General features: G+C 53.5%; 21 protein-coding genes and 1 pseudogene. 12 read left to right on the top strand and 10 right to left on the bottom strand.

Features of this window, described 5'->3' with window-relative positions; all coding sequences use genetic code 11:
• Positions 1-12 precede the first annotated feature (12 nt).
• Positions 13-921: a transcriptional regulator FeaR gene (feaR, locus tag AC4IC4_RS10585; protein WP_032651163.1), complete on the top strand. Its 909-nt coding sequence runs from the start codon at positions 13-15 to the stop codon at positions 919-921.
• Here feaR and AC4IC4_RS10580 read toward each other — a convergent pair whose 3' ends face one another.
• The 4 genes from AC4IC4_RS10580 to AC4IC4_RS10565 all read right to left on the bottom strand — a co-directional run bounded on the left by AC4IC4_RS10580 (position 922) and on the right by AC4IC4_RS10565 (position 5,371).
• Positions 922-1,239, bottom strand: coding sequence for a YdbL family probable chaperone protein (locus tag AC4IC4_RS10580; RefSeq protein ID WP_024909488.1), 318 nt, complete (start codon positions 1,237-1,239; stop codon positions 922-924).
• Positions 1,240-1,246: 7 nt separating this feature from the next.
• Positions 1,247-1,438, bottom strand: a complete 192-nt coding sequence (locus AC4IC4_RS10575; RefSeq protein WP_032651162.1) for a YnbE family lipoprotein — start codon at positions 1,436-1,438, stop codon at positions 1,247-1,249.
• Positions 1,435-4,074 carry a YdbH family protein gene (locus AC4IC4_RS10570; RefSeq protein WP_491472699.1) on the bottom strand — a complete coding sequence of 880 codons (2,640 nt, stop codon included), beginning with the start codon at positions 4,072-4,074 and terminating at the stop codon, positions 1,435-1,437. The genes AC4IC4_RS10575 and AC4IC4_RS10570 overlap by 4 nt, the downstream gene beginning before the upstream one ends.
• A gap of 541 nt (positions 4,075-4,615) precedes the next feature.
• The gene (locus tag AC4IC4_RS10565; protein WP_491472698.1) at positions 4,616-5,371 is read right to left on the bottom strand and encodes a DUF4225 domain-containing protein; all 756 of its coding nucleotides are present in this window, start codon (positions 5,369-5,371) and stop codon (positions 4,616-4,618) included.
• Positions 5,372-5,696: 325 nt separating this feature from the next.
• On the opposite strand from AC4IC4_RS10565, the gene AC4IC4_RS10560 reads away from it, so the two are divergent.
• On the top strand, positions 5,697-6,686 hold the full coding sequence (locus AC4IC4_RS10560) for a 2-hydroxyacid dehydrogenase (RefSeq protein ID WP_024909491.1): 990 nt from the start codon (positions 5,697-5,699) through the stop codon (positions 6,684-6,686).
• 19 nt (positions 6,687-6,705) lie between these two features.
• On the opposite strand, the gene AC4IC4_RS10555 is transcribed toward AC4IC4_RS10560, so the two are convergent.
• Positions 6,706-7,911 carry an MFS transporter gene (locus AC4IC4_RS10555; RefSeq protein WP_148768872.1) on the bottom strand — a complete coding sequence of 402 codons (1,206 nt, stop codon included), beginning with the start codon at positions 7,909-7,911 and terminating at the stop codon, positions 6,706-6,708.
• Between the two features lie 457 nt (positions 7,912-8,368).
• On the opposite strand from AC4IC4_RS10555, the gene AC4IC4_RS10550 reads away from it, so the two are divergent.
• Positions 8,369-9,040 carry an MgtC family protein gene (locus AC4IC4_RS10550; RefSeq protein WP_491472697.1) on the top strand — a complete coding sequence of 224 codons (672 nt, stop codon included), beginning with the start codon at positions 8,369-8,371 and terminating at the stop codon, positions 9,038-9,040.
• A gap of 254 nt (positions 9,041-9,294) precedes the next feature.
• On the top strand, positions 9,295-9,729 hold the full coding sequence (gene uspF, locus AC4IC4_RS10545; RefSeq protein ID WP_491472696.1) for a universal stress protein UspF: 435 nt from the start codon (positions 9,295-9,297) through the stop codon (positions 9,727-9,729).
• Between the two features lie 102 nt (positions 9,730-9,831).
• Here uspF and AC4IC4_RS10540 read toward each other — a convergent pair whose 3' ends face one another.
• Both AC4IC4_RS10540 and AC4IC4_RS10535 read right to left on the bottom strand, forming a co-directional pair.
• Positions 9,832-10,317 carry a hypothetical protein gene (locus AC4IC4_RS10540; RefSeq protein WP_491472695.1) on the bottom strand — a complete coding sequence of 162 codons (486 nt, stop codon included), beginning with the start codon at positions 10,315-10,317 and terminating at the stop codon, positions 9,832-9,834.
• The gene (locus AC4IC4_RS10535) at positions 10,301-11,110 is read right to left on the bottom strand and encodes a winged helix-turn-helix domain-containing protein (RefSeq protein WP_491472694.1); all 810 of its coding nucleotides are present in this window, start codon (positions 11,108-11,110) and stop codon (positions 10,301-10,303) included. The genes AC4IC4_RS10540 and AC4IC4_RS10535 overlap by 17 nt, the downstream gene beginning before the upstream one ends.
• A gap of 343 nt (positions 11,111-11,453) precedes the next feature.
• Between AC4IC4_RS10535 and AC4IC4_RS10530 the strand changes: the two genes are divergently transcribed.
• The 5 genes and pseudogenes from AC4IC4_RS10530 (at position 11,454) to AC4IC4_RS10510 (ending at position 19,429) form a co-directional block, all read left to right on the top strand.
• Positions 11,454-12,251, top strand: coding sequence for an EAL domain-containing protein (locus AC4IC4_RS10530; protein ID WP_491472693.1), 798 nt, complete (start codon positions 11,454-11,456; stop codon positions 12,249-12,251).
• Positions 12,252-12,373: 122 nt separating this feature from the next.
• Positions 12,374-13,543: an autotransporter strand-loop-strand O-heptosyltransferase gene (locus AC4IC4_RS10525; RefSeq protein WP_491472692.1), complete on the top strand. Its 1,170-nt coding sequence runs from the start codon at positions 12,374-12,376 to the stop codon at positions 13,541-13,543.
• 11 nt (positions 13,544-13,554) lie between these two features.
• Positions 13,555-15,273 (top strand): annotated as a pseudogene (locus AC4IC4_RS10520) (AIDA repeat-containing protein); the annotation flags it as partial.
• A 159-nt stretch (positions 15,274-15,432) separates the two neighbouring features.
• Entirely contained in the window at positions 15,433-18,846 is a 3,414-nt protein-coding gene (locus AC4IC4_RS10515; protein ID WP_491472809.1) for an autotransporter outer membrane beta-barrel domain-containing protein, read from the top strand.
• Between the two features lie 94 nt (positions 18,847-18,940).
• Entirely contained in the window at positions 18,941-19,429 is a 489-nt protein-coding gene (locus tag AC4IC4_RS10510; RefSeq protein ID WP_196243986.1) for a helix-turn-helix transcriptional regulator, read from the top strand.
• A 65-nt stretch (positions 19,430-19,494) separates the two neighbouring features.
• Here AC4IC4_RS10510 and dcp read toward each other — a convergent pair whose 3' ends face one another.
• A complete protein-coding gene (dcp, locus tag AC4IC4_RS10505; protein ID WP_417927316.1) occupies positions 19,495-21,528 on the bottom strand; it encodes a peptidyl-dipeptidase Dcp in 2,034 nt (677 codons plus the stop codon).
• A gap of 142 nt (positions 21,529-21,670) precedes the next feature.
• Here dcp and ydfG point away from each other — a divergent pair, with 142 nt between their 5' ends.
• Together ydfG and AC4IC4_RS10495 are read left to right on the top strand one after the other, a co-directional pair.
• Positions 21,671-22,417 (top strand): bifunctional NADP-dependent 3-hydroxy acid dehydrogenase/3-hydroxypropionate dehydrogenase YdfG, encoded by a 747-nt coding sequence (gene ydfG, locus AC4IC4_RS10500; RefSeq protein ID WP_491472691.1) that lies wholly within the window; start codon positions 21,671-21,673, stop codon positions 22,415-22,417.
• Between the two features lie 91 nt (positions 22,418-22,508).
• The gene (locus tag AC4IC4_RS10495; RefSeq protein ID WP_090417139.1) at positions 22,509-23,195 is read left to right on the top strand and encodes a GntR family transcriptional regulator; all 687 of its coding nucleotides are present in this window, start codon (positions 22,509-22,511) and stop codon (positions 23,193-23,195) included.
• A 35-nt stretch (positions 23,196-23,230) separates the two neighbouring features.
• Here the strand turns inward: AC4IC4_RS10495 and AC4IC4_RS10490 are convergent, their stop codons facing one another.
• A complete protein-coding gene (locus AC4IC4_RS10490) occupies positions 23,231-23,662 on the bottom strand; it encodes a universal stress protein (protein WP_048989540.1) in 432 nt (143 codons plus the stop codon).
• A 287-nt stretch (positions 23,663-23,949) separates the two neighbouring features.
• Here AC4IC4_RS10490 and ydfZ point away from each other — a divergent pair, with 287 nt between their 5' ends.
• Positions 23,950-24,153, top strand: a complete 204-nt coding sequence (ydfZ, locus tag AC4IC4_RS10485) for a putative selenium delivery protein YdfZ (RefSeq protein WP_014883679.1) — start codon at positions 23,950-23,952, stop codon at positions 24,151-24,153.
• A gap of 43 nt (positions 24,154-24,196) precedes the next feature.
• On the opposite strand, the gene AC4IC4_RS10480 is transcribed toward ydfZ, so the two are convergent.
• Complete coding sequence (locus AC4IC4_RS10480; RefSeq protein WP_491472690.1) at positions 24,197-25,660, bottom strand: mannitol dehydrogenase family protein; 1,464 nt, start codon at positions 25,658-25,660, stop codon at positions 24,197-24,199.
• Positions 25,661-25,766 lie beyond the last annotated feature (106 nt).

The following is a 25,766-nucleotide window of genomic DNA, read 5'->3' as shown; positions in this document are numbered from 1 at the left end:
GTGAGAGAAACGATGGCGTGTGCAAGCGAGCAGGAACAGTATCAGCAGTGGCTGGCGCAAATTAACCAGGTTTGCGGGCGTTTTAACGCGCAGCCCACCGAGGGGAAATTCTTCGGCGAGCTGGAGACCAGCTATGCGCGCAGCCTGAAGCTCAGCACCGTGACCGCAGGCGGCGTTAATCTGTTCCGCTCCCGTCAGGAGATTACACAGAGTAACGATGCCTGGTTCTATACCGTGTTTCAGCTTGAAGGCAGCGCGGAAATTGAACAGGATGACCGTCGCGCGCTACTCAGGACCGGTGATATCACGCTGATTGACGCGTCGCGTCCCTGTTCGATCAACTGGCGGGAAAAATCCCGCCAGATTTCGCTGCTGGTTCCCCGTCAGATTATTGAGCAGCAGTGTCGTTTCCAGGAGATAAGCTGCGCGACCGCCCTTTCCCGCACCTTGCCCACGGTACAACTGAGCCATCGCCTGCTGATGGAGAGCATGAGCAATGCCGACCTGAGTGACCGCGAAAGTGAAGCGGCGCTTGAGGCGATGATCTGTCTGCTGCGTCCCGCTTTCCAGCAGCGTGAAATCATTCAGCCGCGCAAGGAGCGCCAGTTCCAGCATGTGGTGGCGCTGATTGACGACCATATTCAGTCTGAATCGCTACGCCCGGAATGGATTGCCGCCGAGAGCGGTATGTCCGTGCGCAGCCTCTACCGCATGTTTGCCGAGAAAGGGCTGGTGGTGGCGCAGTACATCAAAAACCGTCGTCTGGATCTGTGCGCGCAGGTTCTGCGCGCAGCCGGTGATGATGAAAAGCTGGCGGGCATTGGCTACAGCTGGGGGTTCACCGACCATAGCCATTTCTCAACGGCGTTTAAGCAGCGTTTTGGCGTCTCGCCGGGGGAATACCGCAAGCGCTACCGCTAGCTACTTTTTAAGCCATTTTCCGTTAATGCCCTTCACGTATTCGCCAGGCTGCGCGCGGGCAACCAGTTTTTGACCTGCCATTTTGGCCACTTCATCGACCGGCAAATTATTGCTGTCAGCCAGCTTCTGGTAGTTTTCCGTGCGTGCCGCATTAATACGATTGACCAAAGCCAGCGTTTCCGCGTCCTGTTGAACCGGGGCAAGATAACCGCTGAGGGTTTCCCCCACGCGCCCCTGGGCCCGGGCATCGTTTAAGGTCAGCGCAGCTGCCTGCACGTTCATCCCCAGCGCCAGCAAAATCAGAGCTACTCGTTTCATGGCGTCCTCAGAACAGATCGCTGCGCGATTTCAGCAGGGTTTCAACGTCTTTATCGACCTTGATGTGGATCTCATGTTCGATTTTGACATTCATATTGATGGTAATCGGCTCCTTTGGCGCAGCGACTTCAATTCGCGGCGTACAGCCGGTCAGTAGCGCGGCAACGGCGACGGTGAGCGCACCAGCCATCTTATTCATTGTTGTTCCTCACTTTCCTTGCCAGTCGAACTGCGGGGAGCAGGTATCGCCGCATGTTGCTCAAACCAGGTTTGCAGGTTGTCCCCAAAACGCAGGCTGCGCCAGAGGGTAAAGACATTCTCGTCGTGGGTATAGTTCAGGTTGACGGAGCTGCTTTTGCCATCGACCCGGCTGGTCCCCTTGATGGTCGCCTGCATGGTTAATTCACCCAGGTTATCTAAATTGATTCTCGTCCACGAACGCGAAATTTCCATATAGCGGAGCCAGTTAATCGCGGCACCCGCAACCATATTATCTTTCACGATGGCGTCGGCCGTATCTTTGTCGATGCGTAGCGTCATGGGCCCCGGGTTGGTCAGCCAGCCATCTTTAATGATCCATTTTTCGTTGTCCAGCCAGAACGGCAGCGCCCCGCTCACCGGCCCTGACATGGCAAACTGCTTCGGGTTGACGGCGCTAATCAGCTCGCTCGAAGAGATATTGTCCACGCGCAGCAGGGCCGGATCGTGCTGCGGCATCCGCAACTGCTGCATGGTGATCTTCCCGCCGAGGGTTTCCACCTTCACGTTAGTGAGCAGCAGCGGATTGTCCTCCGTCCAGGGATAATCGCCCTGTAAATCCGCGGTAATGTTGCGCGCGGTCACCAGGTTTTCCACTTCGCCGATGCGCAACGTGACCGGACCGCGCGTGCCGAGGGACCAGGTTCCCTCGCTGAAGCGGAACGGCAGCACAAAGTCGACGCCGTTAATCTGGTTATCCGGCATCCAGGCGCTGCCGGATTTCAGCACGCCGTGCCCACCCGCTTCAAAGCCCTGATCGGCCGCCGCCGAGAAGGCGACCTGCGCATAAAGCTCCCCGTCGCGCAGCGTCATTTTCCAGTCCGGCGGGATCAACGGCTGGAATACGGTGAGGGACTGTTTCGGCCACCAGGCCTGCCCACGAAGGCGCACGCCATCCCAACGACCGTTCACCTGTACCGGACCGATTTTGTCCGCATGGAGGTCGCCCTTAAACTGAAAAATTGTCGGGTCGGTGCCGTCGACGCTGAAGGTCAGGACCGAGGGCGGCAACACGCTGCCGCCGGAGAAACGGGTTTGCCCGGCATTGAGCGACAGCGCGCCGCTGAAGGCCGGTTTTTCGGCATCGCGCAACCAGCGTACCGGCTGGTCCAGCACCAGACGCGGCTTGCTGACCTCCATCGTGCCGTACTGGAGCTTGTCAAAACCGGTGGAGAGCGCCGTCAGCTCAATAAGGTTGTCGCGCCACTCGCCTTTCCCGGCGACATCCCAGCGGGCATGCATCGGCGTAAAACCGCCTTTTCCCCAGTAGCGCCACTGCCACAGGCCGTTACCAGGTAAAAAGTCATTGGCCTGGCCGTCCAGGTGGAGTTCAAAATCACCCATCTCGTTTTCATGGGCGCGCAGAATCGCCTGTAAACGACCGTCCACGCCCTTCTGCGTCAGCTTCACGCCCGCCAGAGGCCAGCGGATTTCATCGATATCGAGCGAATTGATGATGCGCCCGCGCGAGCGGAGCAGCGCGCCCGGCTCAAAGGCCAGCTGCGGTTCATACAGGCTGCCGGTCAGCGTGGCGGGCAATTTGGCGTAAAGAATGAGATCGTTTTGCTTCGCCTCGCCGCTCAGATGCAGGGGCATTTCGCTGTTTTCCATACTGAGCCTGCCGGGCCCAATATTCAGTACCGCGTTGCCTTTCCCCGCATCGCCGTGCGTCAGCACATTCAGTCGTCCGGTCAGGGTGGTTTTCTCCAGCCCCTGCTGCCAGTTGTCTGCACGAAGGGACACCCGCCCGCTCAGCGGCATACCCGAGAGATCCCAGTTCCAGCGCCCGTCGCTGATGTTCAGCTGCTCCGCCGTGATCTGCCATGGCAGGTCGAGCAGCGGATCGGGATTGTCCCGCGCCATCACCACCAGCTGTCCCTGATTCTCTTCCCAGTCCAGATCGGCGTCGACCAGGGACGTTAACTGTGGCACGTTAAAGGTCGCCACCGCGTGGCCTTTCACCGGCACGCCGTCAGGAACCAGCGGCAAGATAAACTCGCCCACCAGCTTAATCGGCTGCGGCTGGTCCGGGAGCTGTACATCAAACTGGCTGACCGAGAGCGTTTGGCCGCGAAGCGTGCCTTTAATGCTGACCTGCTCGCCTTTATAGGCGATCTCCTGGCTGGACGGGGTCAGCGACGCATTAAGCTCACCCTGCCACTGCTGCCAGGGCGACAGCGTCAGACGGTGAACCGTAAGCCAGGTATTGGGCAATACCGCCTGCCACTGGGCCAGCGTTTTGGGAGCAACCGTTGACGGCGCGGACTGGGGAATTTTGCTCAGGCAAACGGAGTTAAGATCCAGCGCGCCGATATCCAGCTTCCAGCGGCTGGGATGTGACAGCGTCACGTTATCGATGCGGGCAATTTCGCAGTCTTCAACCAGATAGCGAAGATCGGGGATCACCAGCGCGTGGCGAGTCAGTTTCGGACTCTCTTCGAAAGCGATGCGCGTCCCGACGGGCAGCCAGATCCCGGCGAGCGTCGGTACCCACTGGGCGAGCGTCATCAGCAGCGTCAGCGGCAACAATATGAACAGCAGTAAAAGCGCAAGAGCGGCTTTGTATTTACCCTTCATGGGCAGTTAATATCCTGATTTAGCGAAAGAATTAAGCCGGCAGTGCCGATCATTGTCGCATGTTTAGCGGTTAAGGTGAAGTTAACGCCAAGATTAAGGATAGATGCTGTAAATAATATGCGGGAACTTTTTTGCTATGCGCAACCTCAAGAACATACTTTAGATTCAGTGGGTTACGCATAATTTCAGGCGCAAAAGCCGGAAGAGCTTTGTAATTAATACCGGTTCCTGGGCATTGCCAGCAGGTAAAGCATTGCGAATATTAATGACCCCCAATACACCGAGTCGTACCGCCAGGGATCAAAATCGATATGTAAAAAACCGCTAACAAACTCATAGCCGTTGGCAAAAACGTTAATCTGGATGGCTGCAATGGCTATCACAAACAGCGTATAGGCTATGAATAGAGGATATTTACGAAGCCTGTTGACCTTGAGTTTCCCCAGGTACAATAAGAAAAAAATGATAATAGATACAATAAAATAGCACACGGCAGGTAGAATCGGTGGGGTTAATGACAACTCGAACTGTTCCGACATAATTAATTCTCTTTAGCTATCTGGTACATCTGCCAACCTGTGACGCTTCCACTGGTTAAATCCAGAGCCATCGCTGTTTTAGAAGCCTCTTGCCATCCTCTGATATAATCAGATTCGATGTTGCGAAACAGACTCCAGGATTTTTCTCTCGGAGCCAGTACTCTCCTGCCCGCGCCATAGGCTGATAAAGAGATATCAACTACACCATAGACAATATCAGCTTCATTATTCCCATAGCCGAGCTTCGCTGCTGCGTAACGATAAGCATCTCTTAGCGTGCCAGACCTATCTTCACGATAGAGAAGATAGTATCCATTTTCATACATGTTGTTTAGCCCATGAGTAATCATAGGTGCACCATACGCAGCACAGGCAAGACCCAGCGAACCGACGCATAAACTAGCGCCTCCATACACTTGCGCCCCACCGGCAACGAAACCGATCTGTTTAAGCGCTAAAGTCGTCGTTGTTGTCCGATTTTTTTCAACAACAATGAATAATTTAGCCTTATTGAAGGTAAGTAAGTCATCTTGTTCCTTAAGATGATGTATCTGTTCATCAAGAACTTGAATCCCGCCTGACCAGGTCAAGCAATGCGATTCGATCTCCCTTCTCAAACGAGCAACAAGTTGTTGAGCTTCAAAAAACATGCCAGAGGTACCATACAGCAAATGCTTTGTGGCAATTCGCTGCGCAAGATTTTCAATCTCTGAGACTTTCTCCTCGAAATGACTTTTTTCCCGATTATGGTTGTACATTCGGTCTCCCTGTCATTTTTAAACAATAATGATAATACTACCTTTGATGTTAATACATTCAAAGAGCTACGCAATATCAATAACTACGCGTGGTCACGTTTTTAGGCATTGGTAAACCACTTGAGTCCCCCAATATTAAAACTAACAGACATGTCTCTGGTGTAACTCCCCCCTTAAGAAAGCGTTGGATATGAATATCATGGAGTTAGGGTGCACATATGCTCTAGAATAATTGATAGAACTTATTGAATTCAATAATATTTTAGAAATTGTAAGATAATTTTAATCATGCTAACGTGAATGCAAAATCACTGGAGAAAGTCTTATGAAACTCGCGGTATACAGCACAAAGCAGTACGACAAAAAGTATCTGCAACATGTTAACGAGGCTTACGGGTTTGAGCTTGAATTTTTCGACTTTCTGCTGTCCGAAAAAACCGCCAAAACGGCGCACGGCTGTGAAGGCGTCTGCATTTTCGTAAACGATGACGGCAGTCGTCCGGTGCTGGAAGAGTTGAAAAAACAGGGGGTGAAGTACATCGCCCTGCGCTGTGCGGGCTTTAACAACGTGGATCTCGACGCGGCGAAAGAGCTGGGTCTGAAGGTGGTTCGCGTTCCGGCGTACTCCCCGGAAGCGGTCGCGGAACATGCGATTGGCATGATGATGTCCCTCAACCGTCGTATTCACCGCGCTTATCAGCGCACCCGTGACGCCAACTTCTCGCTGGAAGGGCTGACCGGCTTTACCATGTACGGCAAAACCGCTGGCGTGATCGGTACCGGTAAAATTGGCGTGGCTACCCTGCGCATTCTGAAAGGCTTTGGCATGCGTCTGCTGGCATTCGATCCGTACCCAAGCGCCGCAGCACTGGATCTGGGCGTGGAGTACGTTGACCTGCCGACGCTGTTCTCACAGTCCGACGTGATCTCCCTGCACTGTCCGCTGACGCCGGAAAACTACCACCTGCTCAATCAGGCGGCGTTTGACCAGATGAAAGATGGCGTGATGATCATCAACACCAGCCGCGGCGGACTGGTTGACTCTCAGGCCGCAATCGAAGCGCTGAAAACCCAGAAAATTGGTGCGCTGGGGATGGACGTGTATGAGAACGAACGCGATCTGTTCTTTGAAGACAAGTCTAATGATGTCATCCAGGACGACGTGTTCCGTCGCCTCTCTGCCTGCCATAACGTCCTTTTTACCGGACATCAGGCGTTTCTGACTGCCGAAGCGCTGATCAGCATTTCGGAAACCACGCTGGGCAATCTTCAGCAGTTAGAAAAGGGTGAGCCGTGCCCTAACGAACTGGCTTAAGTGCTACGCCGGGTGGTGGCTAAGCCTCACCCGGCGCGTTTGTTTCCCAGCTGCGGTGCGCAACGCGCCACCAGATCAGGACGGCGGCCAGCGCAATCGCGCTCAGGACACTGAATGCCGTCGCAAACGAGTAATGACCGGCGATCGTCCCGGTTAACGCCGGGCTCATGGATGCCCCTACTCCCTGCATCAGCATCACCACACTCTGCCCGGCATTGACGTGCCCGCTTCCGCGCAGCAGCACCACAATAAACGATGGTACGACGACACCGAGGATCCCGGCGGCCAGGCCGTCGAGAATTTGTACCGGGATCATCATTAACGGCGCGTCCGTGGATGCCGCCAGCGCCGCGCGTACCGGCATGACCAGCAGCGCCAGCATAATTAAGCGCCAGTAGCCAAAATGTTCGATCCGGCGCGAAGCCCAGATGGCGACGGGGATCATCACGGCCTGCGAGATGATGACGGTACCCGCCGCGTACAAACCGGGGTTGATCGTGGCGGGTGCCGCAGCCACCCTCATGCTCAGCATCGGTAATAGCGCGGCGTTCGCCAGGTGGAACAGCAGCAGCGTCAGCCCGGTCACAAACAGCGCCCGGTTTTTCATCAGCATCGCAAAACCGGGGACCGGCAGGCTCGCTGAAGAGGACAGCCCGCGCGCCGCGTCGTTATCGATATCGCTGTTGCGAATGGCAAGCAGCGCACACAGCGTTAGCAGCGTGGTACAGGTCATCAGCAGGAAAATTCCGCCCACGCCCCAGTACCAGGCAATTCCGCCTGCAATCAGAGCGGTCATGAAATTGCCGCCGTGATTGAACGCCTCGTTTCTGCCCATCTGCGCGCTGAAGCCGCTCTGCCCGGTCAACCCCAGCGTAATCCCGGCGATCAATGGCCCGACAAATGCCGCACAGATACCGGTGACGATTTGCGACACGGCGACCACGGCGCTCTGCTGGCTAAACCAGAGCAGAAGCGTGCTTAGTGTGATCAGAATGCACAGCAGCGCGAGCACAGCACGCTTGTTGCGGGAGGTGTCGGTGATGAACCCCGCCGGCAGCGTGGCCAGTAACCCCGCCAGCCCGCCGGCCGTCATCAGGATGCCAATATCATCAGGGGTCCAGTGGCGTTCGGTCAGAAAAATACCGAGAAAAGGCCCCAGGCCATCGCGGACATCTGCAATGAAAAAACTTGTCAGGCATAACGCCCGCAGCGAACGAAGAGACATACATCCTGCCTTTGTCTGTTATCGCCTGTAAAAAAGGAAATGTAGTATACCGGGTATTTTTGAAAATCAGATGACGTCTTAAAAAATATGTCTTCCGAACTTAAACACTTCATAACGGACGTTGTTTTTTCACTTTACTCATTATCGACCCTGACTATACTGGCAATAAATTTTCACAGGAGTCCTTCGTTGGAAAGTTATTTTATCGTCGATACGAAGGTAAGCTGACGCGATTTTCTCGCTGCTTACCTTTACGGTGGGCAGCAATCCTCTTTACGTGATTGCATCCCAATACATTAAGAACGACCAAATTTGTGGGGCATCACGATGTTCATGTTTAACCATTCACTCTTTCCGCCACCCTCGCGCTGACATGCTTTGCGTTTTAACGGCGTCATACTGTGCTTAGTGAAGCACTGACGCCTATCGTTTAATCATGTTAACAGGCGACAGGCTGATGTTCCCTTATATCTCTCATCTGCTCGCAGCGATGCTGCTGGGCGCAATTATCGGCGCGGAAAGACAGTGGCGCCAGCGTATGGCCGGGCTTCGTACCAATGCACTGGTTGCGACGGGCGCTGCCGTGTTTATTTTAAGTTCCATCTCGACGTCACCCGATAGCCCGGGGCGCATTGCAGCGCAGATCGTCTCCGGAATAGGTTTCCTTGGCGCTGGCGTCATTATGCGTGAAGGAATGAATATTCGTGGTCTAAATACCGCCGCAACGCTATGGTGTTCGGCCGGAATTGGTGTGCTGTGCGGCTTAGGTCAATTCTGGAATGCCGGTATGGCCAGCGTGATTATCCTTTGTGCCAACATATTGCTTCGCGAAGCTGCGCAACGGATTAATCAACTGCCCGCGCTCCATGAAGGCGAAAAATGCTATGTCCTTAAAATCACCTGTAATGACGAGCATGAAGATGCGGTGCGGCAGAATATTGTCAACATGGCGAAAGAGTTGACGTTAAGTCTGAAAGCCATTTATTGCGATACGGCGCAAGCAGAAGGTAAAACTGAAATTCGGGCCGAGGTGATGACCCGTGAAGAATACCGGAAATTACTCGAGCTAATTATGGGTAATATTGGCGGGAATAAAATTATGGCTTCCGTAAGCTGTCACGCAATATGAATACGATACCGGGCATTGCGCCCGGTTGAAACTTTGCTGTTTTGCAGAAATGGGCAGTGTCGTGGGCCGATGAATCCCAGGATGTCCCGTTCAAAAGACGTTTTTTGTCACACTACTTTGACGAATTCAGAGGCAGGTTCGACCGGACGAATATCACATAACCGAAATTTGTCCCCGTTATGACAGCCTGCTCTCTGTTTTGCAGGAATTAACGGTCTAACCTGAGTTGTGCAAAAAACACTGAGGAGGGACACATGTACAACGCCATTTTGGTTCCCATTGATATTTCCGAGGATAGCCTGACGCACATGGTTATCCCTTTCGTTCAGGCACATACGGCACTTAACACGGCCAAAGTTCACTTTCTTACTGTTATTCCATCTCTTCCTTATTACTCATCATTAGGTTTGGCCTACTCCGTAGAAATGCCGAAGATGAAAGAATTCCAGCACGCGGCCTTAGCAAAACTGGATGAAATAGTTAAGCAATTCAAAATCCCTGCAGACAAGATACAGACGCATGCCGTGACGGGGTCTCCGAAGGATCAGATCCTTAAGCTCGCAGATACGATCGGCGCCGACCTGATCATCATCGCCTCCCATAAGCCGGACATTTCGACCTATCTGTTGGGCTCAAACGCTGCGGCAGTGGTTCGGCATGCGAAATGCCCTGTGCTGGTGGTAAGATAAAAAAACCGGGCGTAACGCCCGGTTTTTTAAGCCAACACCATGACCCCCTCCTGACAGATAGCTACACAGGAATATGAGCAGCTTCACAATGGCTGACCTGCCTTATCTGTTGACGCAAAGCGCAAATGGCGACTGCAGATTGCCAATCAGCCAGCCATTACCTGTAGGTTCAATCTTCAGCTGGCGAACGGTTCCCTCGGGAACAAAAAAGAAGCTGCTTTTAAAACTGTCATCATCAGCTGTATCACGCGGATTTTTAACGTAGCGCGTATCTGTAAGGGCAATCTCACCGGGCCTGTTCATCTCATAGCTAAAAAGAATTGTACGTGAGATGACATGAACACCTCGCGCTGACCGGATATTCCCCGACAGGACAGCCTGGCCATCGTGGTCTTCATCCAGACGGAAAATAAACTCCAGCGTAGCGACGAAATCAGGTTCATAGTGGTTATAACGTAAAATTGTGGAACAGTTAACACTTAACGCACTCTGTTTATGACGCATGTGAACGTAGAACCACACCGATAACGCCAGGATGAGGAGTAAAATTACGGCAGGGATCCCTGTTTTCTTATTGATTGCGTTCATAACCACTCCAGTAGTTATTCAGACAGGAGATGTAATTATTATTTTTTTGCGTGCATCGACTAATAAACGCCCTCCCCTTATTGCCGTACAGATAGGACTCTGAAACCTGATAGAGAAAAGATGTGCCTTCCAGACACTGAATATGACTTGAGTTAGCCAATTCTAAAAACAGTTCTTTTTTTTGCTCGGACAGGGATGCAGAGTTGCTCTGGACTGTATAGACAGGACAGGTGTCATAGTTAAACAAAAAATGGGGCTTAATCTGTTTTATTTCCATTAAGTCTTTCGACGGAATTACGAGACCTGACACAACTAAGGTAGCGCTGATTAAAAGCACAATCAGTGCCAGCGTATAATGAAGAGCCTTGTACTTACCCTCTAACGCAGTACGGCGGACTACTTTTAGTACTTCCGGCTCTTCAATTTCTTTGAGTCGCCCATCAGCAATCGTAGATTCAGTGATATCTCTGACGTCAATATCGCTGCTAAACATAAAGCCTACCCGAGGCACTGTGATAATACATTCATCCGTAATACCAAGCTGGATGAAGTGTTTTCTCAGTTCTGAGATGTATTTATTTAATGTGTGATTCGATGAGCGCAACCCATGAGCATCCCAGACGTTATCCAGGAGTTCATTCCGAGTCAGGACTTGACCATGCTTTTCGAGAAGGCATGTTAGTAGCCTGTTCATTGTCAGGGTCAGAATGACAGTAGAGCCCTCGTCTCCGGATGGCCATAAGGCACCATCTTCAGAACGATAAAAAACCCTATTATCAATCACGAAAACCATCTACGACTCCTTATCCATGATGGTATTTGAATGGATCCTCTCGTTTTTTCCAACCTTCGAAAACCCATTAACGTCTTGCAAGCATCGTAGCACAGGCAGGCGCGACGGCATCTCAAGCAGATATATAACCTGTAAAAGACATAACAAATAGAATATCGTCTTGTATTTTAATCAATCAACGATACAAGTATCTATCAAGCATTTCCGGTTGATAGGATTGTTCGCAGAAGTGAATGAGCAGATTCTTAATCTTCACGAGCAGCATCCGCGCTACTGCCATTCACGACCCGGGGGAAAGAAGTAATACCTCGGGTAGCGGATCCAGTAGATAAGGAGCGACATTATGATAAGCACCAAAATGCTCATGAAGGCAGAACGTTTCTTCATCAAAGCTCGTACATTGATTAGAGAAACAATCTTATCAGCGGAACTGACTGGTACTGAATTTGTTCCCTTCATTCAGCCGGTATGTAAGGGCGATAAGATCGTAGGCGGAGAGGTATTACTCAGAGTTCTCAAAGATGGGATTTACCAATCTCCCGAAAAATATCTTTCAGCAATGGAATCATGCGAGGTGATTAATGATGTCACTTGTAGCCTGATGTCTGATGTTAAAGCATTTTTTGAAGGCTATGAAGGAACTTTACCTGATGACTTTTATCTTTCATTCAATATCTGTGCGAGACAGTTGAACTCTTCAAGAGTTATTGAAGCAGTGACGAACTTTAAGAAAGTATTCGACGGACGCATTGCTGTCACGCTGGAAATTGTCGAACGCGGAACAATGAACCTGGACGACTTTGCGCTTGATGCTATGCAACAGCTTACTGAGTCAGGTGTGCGATTTGCGATCGATGATTTCGGCAGCGGGAGTTCGTGCCTTAAATATATTGAACATGCAGGTTTCTCAACAATCAAGATTGATAAATGCCTCACAATTGCGAGCAATGGATCATTAATCTATTCCGCGGTAATTGATTCCATTGTAACTCTTGCAGAACGATTACAAATTCATGTCATTGCTGAAGGTATAGAAGATAAAGAGCAACTGTCGCTTTTGAAAGATAAAGGAGTGAGTATTTTCCAGGGTTATCTATTTTCTAAACCGGTAAGCATGCGCGAGTTTTGCACGCACATATAACATTTTTCAATTGCATAAACACAGCAATTCGCAACCTGTCATGGAAAGCATTACTTAAATAAATGTAGTGCACTCAACCTATTTGTTACAGATTTAAAATTACCACCAAGGACAAAGTATATATGTCAGCTAACTTCCCAAACCCTCCAGAACTCCCGTCCTGCACAGGACCGGACGGAATTCTTTATGACTTTAACTATGGCGCGCGCGTTTTTCTTCCGGAAGGAAAATGGCACGTCATATTAATGGATGACGACAGTGGCAATATTCTTTTCAGTTGTGATTCAGAAGGCGGCTGGGTCATTAGTAATAAAAAATATTACGTCCGTTTCCGCATTCAGGTATTCCACCAGGGTTCGGCGAGCCCGATCCTGGATGAAACACTGGATATGAAGGACAAGCCCGTTGTTATCTTTTTCCCTACGGGCACGCTGGGCGACATGCTTGGGTGGTTCCATTATGCAGAGCGTTTTCGCCAGCTGCACCGCTGTCAGCTTGAGTGCGTTATGGGGCAGGAAATCATTGAACTGCTCAGCGCGCAATATCCCGAAATTACGTTCTCCACAAAGGAGAATCTACAAACGGTAAATCCTTACGCGTCCTGGTATGTAGGCCTCTTCTTTAAGGGTGATACCACACACCAACCGATCGATTTCAGGAAGGTCGGCTTCCACCGCAATGCCGGCTACATCCTGGGGGTTGACCCGCGTGAATGCCCTCCCCGCCTGAAGCTGGATGCGGAGCGAAAAATTGCGGAGCCATACGTCTGCATCGCCGCGCAGTCCACCAACCAGGCGAAGTACTGGAACAACGGCCATGGCTGGGCAGAGGTAGTTGCCCACCTTAAATCTCTGGGATACCGGGTGCTGTGCATTGACCGCCATGCGCATTACGGCCAGGGCTTCGTCTGGAATCACATTCCCCAGGGCGCCGAAGACTTTACGGGGAATATGCCGCTCCAGGAGCGTGTTGACCTGTTAAAGCATGCGAGCTTCTTTATCGGACTTGGCAGCGGACTGTCATGGCTTGCCTGGGCATCCGGTATCCCGGTGGTGTTAATCAGCGGATTCAGCCTCCCCAACAGCGAATTTTACACCCCCTGGCGGGTGTTTAGCAGTCACGGTTGTAACGGCTGCTGGGATGACACGTCCGTTGATTTTGACCACATAGATTTTTTGTGGTGTCCGCATCACAAGAACACCCCGCGTCAGTACGAGTGCACGAGTCTGATAACCGGCCGGCAGGTCATCGGCATGGTGGAGCGTCTGCATTCAGGATTAGTTGATAAGTAAGGGACATAGATATGAACAAGATATATACCACAGTCTGGTGCGAGTCGCGCCAGCAGTGGGTGGTAACCTCCGAGCTGGCGACCGGGTCCGGTCGTCCGAAGCTGACGCCGAAGAAAAGCGCACTGGCGTTACTGCTGGGCGCCGTGCTGCTGCCTTCAGGGCCGGTCATGGCTGTGGATTATGTGGGCGAGACGGTAACGGGTATACAGGGTATTCATTCAGGAGACAGGGCCATCTCCACCACCATTAATAGCGGTGGTAGTCAGTTCATCACTAGTGACGGTTATACCTCTGCTACCACCATCAACACGGGTGGCGCTCAGCTCGTTTCCAATGGCGGCTGGGCCTCTTTCACCACTATCAATAGCGGTGGCATTCAGCGTGTCTCCAGTGGCGGTTGGGCCAATGTCACCACCATTTATGGCAATGGCAACCAGCACATCTACGGTGGTGGTTGGGCCAATTCTACTACCATCCTTAGCGGTGGCTTTCAGCATATCTCAAATGGTGGTTCCGCCACTTATAGCACCGTCAGTAATGGCGGTGAACAGCGCATCTCTAGTGGTGGCTTGGCCGCCAATGCTACCCTCGACCGTGGTAATCAACACGTTTACAGAGGCGGCTCAGCCACCTCTACTACCATTAACAGCGGTGGTACTCAGTACATCTCAAGTGGCGGCCGGGCAACCTCTACTGACATTAAATTCGGTGGAAAGCAGCACGTTTCTAATGGCGGTGAAGCGGTTAATACCTCTATCGTTGGAATTGATGGCGAACAACACGTTTACAGTGGCGGCACTGCCATCGACACCACCATCAGTGGTGGTGCTCAGCACGTGTCCAGTGGCGGGTCTGCCACTAGTACCACCATTTATAGTGGTAATCAGCGCGTGTCCAGTGGCGGGTCGGCTACATCGACACGCATAATGAGCGGTGGTTCTCAGCTCATCTATAACGGCGGGGAAGCTACCTCTACCATCCTTGATGGCGGTAACCAGTTCGTCAGCGGAGGAACGGCCACCACCACTACTATAAATAGCGCTGGGGTCCAGCACGTCACTAATAGTGGCTTTACAATTTCTACAACCATAAACAGTGGTACTCAGAGCATCTTCAGTGGTGGCCAGGCCACTTCTACCACTATCAACAGCGGTGGTAGTCAGCACGTATCAATGGGTGGATTGGCCAGTAACACAACCATCAACACCTGGGGTTATCAATATGTCGATAACGGAGGTTCGGCGAATTCTACCACCATCGAAGGTGGTGGACAGTACATCCTCAGTGGCGGCTCAGCCACTACTGCTACCATCAATAGTGGAGGCTATCAGCACGTCGAGAGTGACGGTTCAGCAACCTCTACTACTATAAATGCTGATGGAGTTCAGTTGGTTTCTAGTGGCGGCTCGGCCACTGATACCACCATCAGCGATGGTTCTCAGTTCATCTCAAGTGGCGGGTCGGCCACTTCTACCACAATCACTAGAGGTCGTCAGTACGTCTACAATGGCGGCGCGGTCACTTCTACCACAATCAATAGCGGTGGTCACCAGCTTGTCGAGGGCTCGGCCATTTCTACCACAGTCAACAGCGGTGGTACTCAGAGTGTCTCCAGTGGCGGCTCGGCCACTGATACCACCATCAGCGATGGTTCTCAGTTCATCTCAAGTGGCGGGTCGGCCACTTCTACCACAATCAACAGCGGTGGTACTCAGAGCGTCTCCAGTGGCGGCTCGGCCACTGATACCACAATCAAACTCGGTGGTACTCAGAGCCTCCGCGGCTCGGCCACCTCTACTACCATTAGTGGCACTCAGTTCGTTTACACTGGTGGCTCGGCTTCCTATACCACCATCGGCGGTTTTGGCTCTCAACAACTATCCGGGGGGGTGGCAACCTCTACTACCATCAACAGCAGTGGTAGGCAGGTGCTCTCCGCCGGCGGCTCGGCTACTGAAACCACCATTAACAGCGGTGGTGAACAGAACATCTTTAATGGTGGCTCTGCCACCTCAACGATCATCAACAGCAGTGGTAAACAGAGTATCTTCAATGGTGGCGTGGCCACATCTACTACCATCGACCGCGGAGGTTATCAGCACGTCGAGGGGGGATCGGCTACTGGTACCAGTATCAGTGGTGGTTCTCAGCTCGTCTATAATGGCGGGAAGGCCAGTTCCACGAATATCGGTGGCGCATCCACCTCCTCGACCATCTACACAGGCTATCAGAACGTCTCAAGTGGCGGCTCGGTCATTGATACCACCATCAATGCCTGGGGCAAACAGAACGTCCTTGCTGGCGGAAAGGCAACCTCCACGACTATCAATAGTGGGGGATATCAGTACGTCTCCAGTGGTGGGCTGGTCACCTCTACTGACATTAATAGTGGTGGCCAGCAGTACGTCTCCAGTGGAGGTTCGGCAACGCACACCACCATCGTCCGCGGAGGGTATCAGTACGTCGAGGGCGGCTCTGCTACTGGTACCATTCTCGACGGTGGTTATCAGCACGTTTCCAGTGGCGGTTCAGCCACTGACACCACTATTGATGACTGGGGCTATCAGACCGTCTTCGCTGGCGGTGTAGCTACCTCTACCACTCTCAACAGTGGTGCCCGGCAGTACGTCTACAGTGGTGCCTCGGCGACCTCAACCACAATCAACAGTGCTGGCAGGCAGGACGTATCAAATGGCGGCAGAGCCACTTCTACTATCATCAACAGCGGTGGTGCTCAACACGTTTCCAGTGGTGGTGCTGCCTCAAGTACCACTATCAGCAGTGGCGGTAAACAGCACGTCTTGAGCGGTGGTTCGGCCACCTTAGCTATCATCAGCAGCGGCGGTAATCAACTCATATCCAGTGGCGGTACTGCTAACAGCACTACCATCTATATGTATGGAAGACAAAACGTTGAGAATGGAGGTACGGCAACTAATACCACTCTCAACAACATCGGCTGGCAGTACGTTTCCAGTGGTGGCTCGGCTACCTTTACCACAATCAACAGCGGCGGTGCTCAGTACGTCTCCGCTGGAGGCATCGCCACCTCTACTACAATCAACAGCGATGGGCAACAGAAGGTCTTCGGTACGGCCATCTCGACTACGGTCAGCAGCGGTGGTCAACAGAACATTGAAGGCGGTACTGCCACCCACACCACCATCGAGGGTGGTATTTTGAGGGTATACCAAGGCGGCGCGGCCACATCAACAATCATTAACAGTGGTACTCAGGATATCCACTATACCGGTTCAGCCATTTTTACGACTATCCACAATGGCGGGGAACAGAATGTCTATGGTGGTGGCACGACCACTGATACCACCATCAATGGCGGCCAGTCGTGGTTGCGATCCGGTGCAGTGGCCGACGGCGAAACCAGAGTGAGCGCCGGTGGCGAACTGTTGATGAACGCTGGCTCTCTCGCAACGGACGTAAACATTCAGGGAGGCACCCTCTCTGTTAACGACCTTTCCGATGCCACATCCGGCCAGACCACAGCTCAGGTCGGTAAGCTCACCATGGACAGCGGTAATGTCAACTTCCTGCGCAACAGCGATGGTGAATTTGCGAAGTTGACGATTACGGAGCTGAACGGTACCGGGAACTTCCTTCTGAACACCTCTCTTGCCGATCGTCAAGGCAACTTCGTTACTATCGATCAGGGTACTGGTCAGTTTGGTATTGCCGTTAATGACTCCGGCAAGGAGATATCTGACCACGATGACCTGACGCTAAACCTCATCCATGAGAAAGGCGGTGACATTGATTTTGAAATGGTCACGGCATCCGGGCGAAGCACCCGCTTCGTAGACGGCGGGACTTATATGTACACCCTGTACAGCCAGCAGGATAAGGACGGTCTCACCGGCGGTAACGTCTGGTACCTCGGCGCGATGGACGGTGACGGTGAGAACCCGGGCGGTGAGAACCCTGGCGGCGAGAACCCGGGCGGCGAGAACCCGGGCGGCGAGAACCCCGGCGGTGAGAACCCTGGCGGTGAAAACCCTGGCGGTGAAAACCCTGGCGGTGAAAACCCCGGCGGTGAAAACCCCGGCGGCGAGAACCCTGGCGGTGAAAACCCCGGCGGCGAGAACCCTGGCGGTGAGACCCCTGGCGGTGAGAACCCTGGCGGTGAGAACCCTGGCGGTGAGAACCCCGGCGGTGAGAACCCTGGCGGCGAGAACCCCGGCGGTGAGACCCCTGGCGGCGAGAACCCTGGCGGCGAGAACCCAGGCGGCGAGAACCCAGGCGGTGAGAACCCAGGCGGTGAGAATCCAGGCGGTGAGAACCCTGGCGGCGAGAACCCTGGCGGCGGTGACAACGGCAACGCGGGCGGTGACAACGGCAACGCGGGCGGTAACGGGAACGGCGGCAAGAAGCCGATGACCACCCCTGCAACCGATGCCATTCTGGCCATGTCCAATGCCGGTCTGAACGTTATCCACGGTGAGCTGGATGGCCTGCGCGCGTATCGCGCGAGTCTGGATAAAACCGGACCAGAAAGCAACGTATGGGGACACTATCTCGGCAGTAAAAGTGACATTGATACAAGCAATGGCGCGGCCTATCAGCTTAGCCAGAACGGTATGGAGATCGGCGCTGACACCAGGACAGACTTTGCGGGCGGCAGCCTCGTCACTGGCGCATTCATGTCCTTTAGCGATAACAAAGTGAAGCATGCCCGCGGCGGCACAAGCAAAATTGACAGCTACGGCCTCGGCCTGTATGCAACGTGGTTTGACGCCAGCGGGTTCTACGCTGACGGTGTTGTGAAAGGTAACCGTCTTAACAACAAACTGAGAGCGGTCATGACCAATGGCGGTAGAACCGGCGGTGACTGGAAGCAGTATGCACTCAGCACAGCCGTTGAAGGTGGTTATCAGTTCGATCTCAAAGATGACGTAAGCATCACGCCTTATGGGCGCCTGGCGTTTGTTCAGATGACCAGTGAGGATGTGAAACTCAGCAACGGCATGAAAGGTAATACGGGCTCACCGCGTTCTGTCACAGGTGAAGCCGGTGCGAAGCTTGCCGGGAAGTTCAATATTGGCTCGACTGAGTTCAAACCTTATCTGTCAGCTGCGGTCCTCCAGGAGTTTGCTAACTCAAACGAAGTCACGATCAATGAGCGCAATCGCTTTGGCAACAACGTCAAAGGCACATCAGGCAAGTACGGTCTGGGCGCTTCAGTCAACGTTGGTAAAGACGTAACCTTGTACGGTGAGGCTAATTATCGTCAGGGTAGCCAAATCGAAACACCGATCCAGGGTGTGGCAGGTGTCCGTATCGGATTCTGATGTTACCACAGGGGCCTTAGGGCCCCTTTTCACATTGTTCTGAGATGTTTTGGTTATGTTTATGCCTCACATAATTTTGACGAAAGATGTTTTCTTGAATAAAGCGCTGTCTGTCATCCTCCAGCAAGCGTCCCCCAGCAGAAAGGTTTGCGTCGTAGATATTGAATCATTCCGAAGCCTGGGTGCCATTTTCAACCTTCTGAAAAGAAAGAAACTCACTGAAAAGCATGAAATGATCTTCATCGGTGGCAAGGATGTCAGTTCAAGAGTTCTCGAACCGCTTGTGACAATCTACAGGAAATCGTGCTTTATGGAGTTTCGAAAGCAGCTTACGGGCGGTCAGACGTATTCATCAGAATATGCGTTGAACCACATCGCGCGCTGCAGAAGTCTGAGCATGCTTTCAGAACAGGAGAAAAAGACACTTTTCGCCCTGCTGGATACTGATGACACGGTTGCTGCTGCAAGAAAAATTTACCTGTCCCCCAAAACTGTCTATACCTACACCAATAATATTGGGCAAAAACTTAACCTGAATTCGATACTTCAGGTCAGGCAATTTATTCATTCTGAATTCGAATAGTCGTTGCGGGAAAAACAATAAAAACCGGGCGCGAAGCCCGGTTCTGTTATTTGCTAACGGCGGTTTTACGCGCTCAGCCCGCGATTCTCCAGCATCGGCTCAATCTTCGGATCGTGCCCGCGCCAGTTGCGATACAGTTCGGCTAAATCCGTGCTGTTACCACGGGACAAAATCGCCTCGCGGAATTTCTGCCCGTTTTCACGGGTCAGGCCGCCCTGTTCGACAAACCACTGGTAGCCATCGTCCGCCAGCATCTGCGTCCACAGGTAGGCGTAATACCCCGCCGCGTAGCCCCCGCCGAAGATATGGGCAAAATAGCTGCTGCGATAGCGCGGCGGTACGGCGGGCAGATCCAGTCCCTCTTTTTTCAACGCAGCCGCTTCAAAATCCTCCACGCTCGAAACGGCCTCACTGATGCCGTGCCAGTTCATGTCCAGCAGTGCGGCAGCCAGCAGTTCGGTCATGTCATAACCCTTGTTGAAATGGGTCGCGTTGAGCATGCTTTCCCGCAGCGCGTCCGGCATCGGCTCACCGGTTTCGTAATGGCGCGCATAATGGGTAAACACCTGTGGATGGCTGGCCCAGTGCTCGTTGATTTGCGACGGGAATTCAACAAAATCACGCGGCGTATTGGTGCCGGAAAGCGTGGCGAACCGCTGGCTGGCAAAGAGACCGTGCAGCGTATGGCCAAACTCGTGGAACAGGGTTATCACGTCATCCCAGGAGAGAAGCGCGACACCGCCATTCGCCGGTTTTTGGTAGTTACAGACGTTGTAGATCACCGGACGGGCAGCAAACTCGAAGGATTGCTCGACGAAATTCCCCATCCATGCCCCGCCCTGCTTGGAATCACGGGCAAAGAAGTCACCGTAAAACAGCGCCATGCCCTCACCGGTGTGGTCGAAAATTTCCCATACGCGGACGTCCGGGTGATACACCGGGATATCGAATCGTTCGACGAAGCGAATGCCAAACAACTGACTGGCTGCCCAGAATACGCCATCCTGCAGCACGGTATTGAGCGCAAAGTAGGGCCTGATCTGCGACTCATCAAGGGCATATTTTGCCTGGCGCACGCGCTCCGCATAAAAGGCCCAGTCCCAGGCCTGCACGGTGAAACCGCCCTGCTCGTCGTCGATGACTTTCTGAATATCGGCCTGCTCGCGTTCCGCACGGGCGCAGGCGGCAGGCACAATGCCGCGCATAAATTCCAGCGCGGCGGCTGGGGTTTTCGCCATCTGATCGGCGATGCTCCAGCTGGCGTAATCCTCAAAGCCCAGCAGACGGGCCTGTCGTGCACGTAGCGCCGTCAGACGCAGGATCAGCGCGCGGGTATCGTTTTCATCCCCTTTCTGGGTACGCGTCCAGCCTGCGTTGAACAGGTTTTCGCGCGTCTGACGATTGCGCAGCGCGGAAAGCGCGGGCTGCTGGGTGGTGTTCAAAAGCGGGATCAGCCAGCGATCGTTTAGCCCTCGCTCCGCGGCAGCCTGCGCCGCGTCAGCGATCTCACCGGCGCTGAGCCCGTCAAGCTGGTGCGCGTAATCCACCACCAGCCCACCCGTTTTATCGGCAGCCAGCAGACGCTGGTTAAACTGGCTGGTCAGGGAAGCCGCCTCGGTATTCAGCGCCTTCAGCTCGGCTTTTTCTGTCTCATTCAGACGCGCGCCGGCCAGAATAAACCGCTGATACGTCTCCTCGACCAGACGACGGGATTCGGCGTCCAGCGCGGCACGGTCCTGCCAGACGCTCTCCACGCGGGCGAACAGTACGTCATTCAGCCAGATGTCGTTTGCCAGCGCGGCAAGCTCGGTGGAGAACTGTTCCTCCAGCGCCTGTAAATACGGATTGGTGTGCGCGGAAGTCATGGCGAAGAACACGCTGCTGACGCGCGAGAGCAAAGCGCCGCTTTTCTCCAGCGCCAGCACGGTGTTAGTGAAGTCAGGCGCAGCGGCCTGAGAGACAATCGCGTCAATGTCCGCCCGCTTCTGGCGAAGGGCTTCATCGAAGGCCGGACGATAGTGGCTGTCGTTGATCTCATCAAAATGGGGGGCCTGGTAAGGCAGCAGGCTGATGTTAAAAAAGGGATTCGTGGCCGTCATCTTTCGCTCCTGAGTACGGGTATCCTCCCAGAGTAGGCCAGGCCGCCATCCCCTGCAACGCTGTCATACAAATGTTGCCTTAACGCACCCTCTGCGGCCGTGCTATGTTAGTACAACACAAAAAGCGTTGAGGAACAGTGAGATGATTATTTTAGTTACCGGGGCAACGGCAGGTTTTGGTGAAAGCATCACGCGTCGCTTCGTCGCCAACGGGCACAAGGTTATCGCGACCGGCCGCCGTCAGGAGCGTTTACAGGAGCTCAAAGACGAACTAGGCGACAGCATCCTGACCGCGCAGCTGGACGTGCGTAACCGCGCGGCGATCGAAGAGATGATTGCGAATCTGCCAGCAGAATGGCGCGCCATCGACGTGCTGGTCAACAATGCCGGTCTGGCGCTGGGCATGGAGCCTGCCCACAAAGCCAGCGTGGAAGACTGGGAAAACATGATCGACACCAACAACAAAGGGCTGGTCTATATGACCCGCGCGGTGCTGCCGGGCATGGTTGAGCGTAATCGTGGCCACATTATCAATATCGGTTCCACCGCCGGGAGCTGGCCTTACGCGGGCGGCAACGTGTATGGCGCGACGAAAGCGTTTGTGCGCCAGTTCAGCCTTAACCTGCGGACCGATCTGCACGGCACCGCCATCCGCGTCACCGACATCGAGCCGGGCCTGGTGGGTGGCACCGAGTTTTCCAACGTGCGTTTCAAAGGCGATGACGTGAAAGCAGACAAAACCTATGAAAACGCGAACGCCCTGACGCCGGAAGATGTCACCGAAACGGTCTGGTGGGTGGCGACGCTGCCAAAACACGTCAACATCAATACCGTAGAAATGATGCCAGTCAGCCAGAGTTTTGCCGGACTTAGCGTCCATCGTGGCTAAATCTACCCTTCCCGGCCTGCGGGCCGGGTCTGTTTCGGATTATAAAAGAATGGTAGTATGTTCGGGCTAACTCTCTGAGAAATGACAACTCATGGCCGCTGAATCGCAACTCAATCCCACCCAGCCCGTAAACCAGCAAATCTATCGCATTTTGCGACGTGATATTGTCCATTGTCTGATCCCACCGGGAACGCCGCTTTCAGAAAAAGAGGTCTCCGTGCGGTTTGACGTTTCCCGTCAGCCGGTGCGTGAAGCGTTTATTAAGCTTGCGGAAAACGGTCTGATTCAGATCCGCCCGCAGCGCGGCAGCTACGTGAACAAAATTTCACTCTCTCAGGTGCGCAACGGCTGTTTCGTTCGCCAGGCCATTGAGTGCGCGGTGGCGCGCCGTGCCGCAACGCTCATCAACGACAACCAGTGTTACCTGCTGGAGCAGAACCTGCATCAGCAGCGGATTGCGATTGACCGTAAGCAGCTGAATGACTTCTTCCAGCTTGATGATGAATTCCACCAGAAACTGGCGCAGATAGCCGATTGCCAGCTTGCCTGGGACACCATCGAGAACATCAAGGCCACCATTGACCGCGTGCGCTACATGAGCCTCGATCACGTCTCCCCGCCGGAAATGTTGCTCCGACAGCATCATGATATTTTCAGCGCGCTGGAAAAACGCGATGCGGACGCTGTGGAAAAAGCGATGACGCTGCATCTGCAGGAAATCAGCGAATCCGTGCAGTTGATTCGTCAGGAAAATAGCGAGTGGTTTAGCGAAGAGTAATTTTACGCCGCCCCCTTTCGGACGCGGCGATGGGTTTAGCGAACGACTAACACCGGAATTGTGGCGTAGCGCAGGATAGATTCCGCATTTGATCCCAGCAGATGGGTGGTGATGCCCGGATTTTTCGACCCGATGACAATCACGTCATATTCCCCTTCCTTGCTCAGCCTGATAATTTCATCGCGGACGTTGCCAAAGCGAACCAGGGTGTCAATTTTCTCCGGCGAGATATCGAACAGTCTTTTTAACGCGTTCATTTTCTTCCCGGATTCTTCAGTCATATATTCTTCGAACTTTTTAATATCGGCGTTAAATCCGCGCAGCAGGGACCGACTGCTGGCCGGCAGAATATTGACCAGGGTAATCGAGGCGCCCTCTGCCTTTGCAAGGTTTGCCGCGTGGCGAACCGCTTTGTCGCTCAAATCCATTTCAAACACATCAACAGGCATCAAAATCTTCTTATACATAAGCCTGACTCCTTATTCCAATGAAAGGGTTATTTCCTGTACCCAGAATGGCACCGGGAATATAAACCAACCCTCAACGCTTCCCTTTCGAAACTATCAATTAATGAAAATAACGGTCTGCTTTGTAAATTGCTGTCGTGAACCGTCAGTGCCCAACACAATAAAGAAAAAAGTGTGAGTTTGATCAAAAACAAAAACATGTGATGCAGACAGGCGTATTTATATGCTCCGTGAACGGCAACCCTGAAATAGCGCCGTAACGAACAGGTTAGAGAGGAGAAAATACCATGATGACATACGACCGTAACCGCAATGCAATCACCACCGGCAGCCGCGTCATGATTAGCGGCACGGGCAAAACTGGCGTGATTAAAGCGATCCACAGCGACGGGCTGGATGCCGCGCAGGTGCGCCGCAGCAAAACGGTTGAAGTGGAAGGATGCGAAGGTAAGTTCGAGCCGATTGAGCTGATTCGCCTGGGGATGCACTAAGCTGTGCGCAGACATGCCGCCGCGAACGGCGGCATGTGCTGAATTACCGTTGAGAGACGTATTGGGCCATGGTCGCTTTCGCGCCCTGTTGCAGCAGCGTCCGGTACGCGGTCATCACCGCATCAACAAAGACGGCTTCACGCGGTAACTCTTTGCCGAAGATGGCTTCGATGCCGAGCAGCGCCTTGACCCGGCTTTCCCCTTCCGCACTGCCCTTCACCGCCGCCTGAATCACCGCCAGCTGCGGATCGCTCACGTCAATAGCGTTACCCTGCTCGTCCACGCCGCCGACATAGCGCATCCACCCTGCCACGCCCAGCGCCAGAAGTGGGAAAGGTTTCTGATGCACCAGGTGCCAGCGCACGGAATCCAGCATACGCTGTGGGAGCTTCTGGCTGCCGTCCATCGCAATTTGCCAGGTCCGATGGCGCAGGGCCGGGTTGCTGTAGCGGGCAATCAGGAGATCGGCATAACGACCTAAATCAACGCCTTTGACCTTCAGCGTAGGCGCCTGCTCGTCAAGCATCAGCGCGTGCGCGGCGAGGCGGTAGTTCTTATCTTCCATACAGTCGTTGATATGCTGGTATCCAGCCAGATAGCCCAGATACGCCAGGAACGAGTGGCTGCCGTTGAGCATGCGCAGCTTCATCTCTTCAAACGGGATCACGTCCGACACCAGCTCGGCGCCAGCTTTTTCCCATTCCGGACGGCCCGCAACAAAGTTATCTTCGATCACCCACTGACGGAACGGTTCACAGGCTACTGCCGCCGGATCGCGAACGCCGGTCAGCCGTTCAATTTTATCCAGCGTTTCGGGGGTGACCGCGGGCACGATGCGATCCACCATGGTTGACGGGAAGGTGACGTTAGCCTCGATCCAGTCCGCCAGCTCACCGTCTACCGCACGGGCATACGCGCAGGTGACATTGCGCATCACGTGGCCGTTCTCCGGCATGTTGTCACAGGACATCACGCTAAACGCCGGCAGACCCGCCGCTTTGCGACGCGCCAGCGCTTCCACGATTACACCCGGCGCAGATTTCGGCTGGTGCGGGTTTTGCAGGTCGGCGACGATAAACGGGTGATCGAGCATCAGTTGCCCGGTCGCCGGTGAGTGGCAGTAGCCTTTCTCGGTGATGGTCAGCGAGACAATCGCCACCTGCGGTTCACACAGCGCTGCCAGCACCGTCTCCAGCCCGTCTACCTGCGCATGGAGGGCCTTTTTGACCACGCCCACCACGCGGGAGGTCCACGCATCGGCAGACATCTCCGCCACGGTATAGAGATTATCCTGCGCGTTCAGATCGGCAATCTGCTGCTCGCCGCCAATCAGGTTAACCTCACAGTAACCCCAGTCGCTGCCGTGATCAGCGGCGAGGATATCGGCATACACTGCCTGATGCGCCCGGTGAAATGCGCCAAAGCCTAAATGAACGATGCGTGCTTTAAGGCTGTCGCGATCGTACTGAGGCAGCGTCGCGTTGGCCTGTAATAAGGTATTTTCCATGATTAAGACTCGTTAATTAGAAAGCTGTGGTTCGCTGCCGCTCCTTCTGAAGCGGCTGCGCCTGCTGACTACACCAACTAGAATGGTAGTTGGGGTAAAAAAATAA

The organism is Enterobacter sp. Taxon_2 (genome assembly GCF_058355295.1).
The sequence above is the reverse complement of the archived record's forward strand: the minus strand, read 5'-3'. Positions and strand labels throughout refer to the sequence as shown.

What these genes read in the sequence shown, in the direction of transcription:
- feaR (WP_032651163.1), top strand. Translation starts at nt 13, where the DNA reads ATGGCGTGTGCAAGCGAGCAGGAACAGTATCAGCAGTGGCTGGCGCAA.
- AC4IC4_RS10580 (WP_024909488.1), bottom strand. Translation starts at nt 1,239, where the DNA reads ATGAAACGAGTAGCTCTGATTTTGCTGGCGCTGGGGATGAACGTGCAG.
- AC4IC4_RS10575 (WP_032651162.1), bottom strand. Translation starts at nt 1,438, where the DNA reads ATGAATAAGATGGCTGGTGCGCTCACCGTCGCCGTTGCCGCGCTACTG.
- AC4IC4_RS10570 (WP_491472699.1), bottom strand. Translation starts at nt 4,074, where the DNA reads ATGAAGGGTAAATACAAAGCCGCTCTTGCGCTTTTACTGCTGTTCATA.
- AC4IC4_RS10565 (WP_491472698.1), bottom strand. Translation starts at nt 5,371, where the DNA reads ATGTACAACCATAATCGGGAAAAAAGTCATTTCGAGGAGAAAGTCTCA.
- AC4IC4_RS10560 (WP_024909491.1), top strand. Translation starts at nt 5,697, where the DNA reads ATGAAACTCGCGGTATACAGCACAAAGCAGTACGACAAAAAGTATCTG.
- AC4IC4_RS10555 (WP_148768872.1), bottom strand. Translation starts at nt 7,911, where the DNA reads ATGTCTCTTCGTTCGCTGCGGGCGTTATGCCTGACAAGTTTTTTCATT.
- AC4IC4_RS10550 (WP_491472697.1), top strand. Translation starts at nt 8,369, where the DNA reads ATGTTCCCTTATATCTCTCATCTGCTCGCAGCGATGCTGCTGGGCGCA.
- uspF (WP_491472696.1), top strand. Translation starts at nt 9,295, where the DNA reads ATGTACAACGCCATTTTGGTTCCCATTGATATTTCCGAGGATAGCCTG.
- AC4IC4_RS10540 (WP_491472695.1), bottom strand. Translation starts at nt 10,317, where the DNA reads ATGAACGCAATCAATAAGAAAACAGGGATCCCTGCCGTAATTTTACTC.
- AC4IC4_RS10535 (WP_491472694.1), bottom strand. Translation starts at nt 11,110, where the DNA reads ATGGTTTTCGTGATTGATAATAGGGTTTTTTATCGTTCTGAAGATGGT.
- AC4IC4_RS10530 (WP_491472693.1), top strand. Translation starts at nt 11,454, where the DNA reads ATGATAAGCACCAAAATGCTCATGAAGGCAGAACGTTTCTTCATCAAA.
- AC4IC4_RS10525 (WP_491472692.1), top strand. Translation starts at nt 12,374, where the DNA reads ATGTCAGCTAACTTCCCAAACCCTCCAGAACTCCCGTCCTGCACAGGA.
- dcp (WP_417927316.1), bottom strand. Translation starts at nt 21,528, where the DNA reads ATGACGGCCACGAATCCCTTTTTTAACATCAGCCTGCTGCCTTACCAG.
- ydfG (WP_491472691.1), top strand. Translation starts at nt 21,671, where the DNA reads ATGATTATTTTAGTTACCGGGGCAACGGCAGGTTTTGGTGAAAGCATC.
- AC4IC4_RS10495 (WP_090417139.1), top strand. Translation starts at nt 22,509, where the DNA reads ATGGCCGCTGAATCGCAACTCAATCCCACCCAGCCCGTAAACCAGCAA.
- AC4IC4_RS10490 (WP_048989540.1), bottom strand. Translation starts at nt 23,662, where the DNA reads ATGTATAAGAAGATTTTGATGCCTGTTGATGTGTTTGAAATGGATTTG.
- ydfZ (WP_014883679.1), top strand. Translation starts at nt 23,950, where the DNA reads ATGATGACATACGACCGTAACCGCAATGCAATCACCACCGGCAGCCGC.
- AC4IC4_RS10480 (WP_491472690.1), bottom strand. Translation starts at nt 25,660, where the DNA reads ATGGAAAATACCTTATTACAGGCCAACGCGACGCTGCCTCAGTACGAT.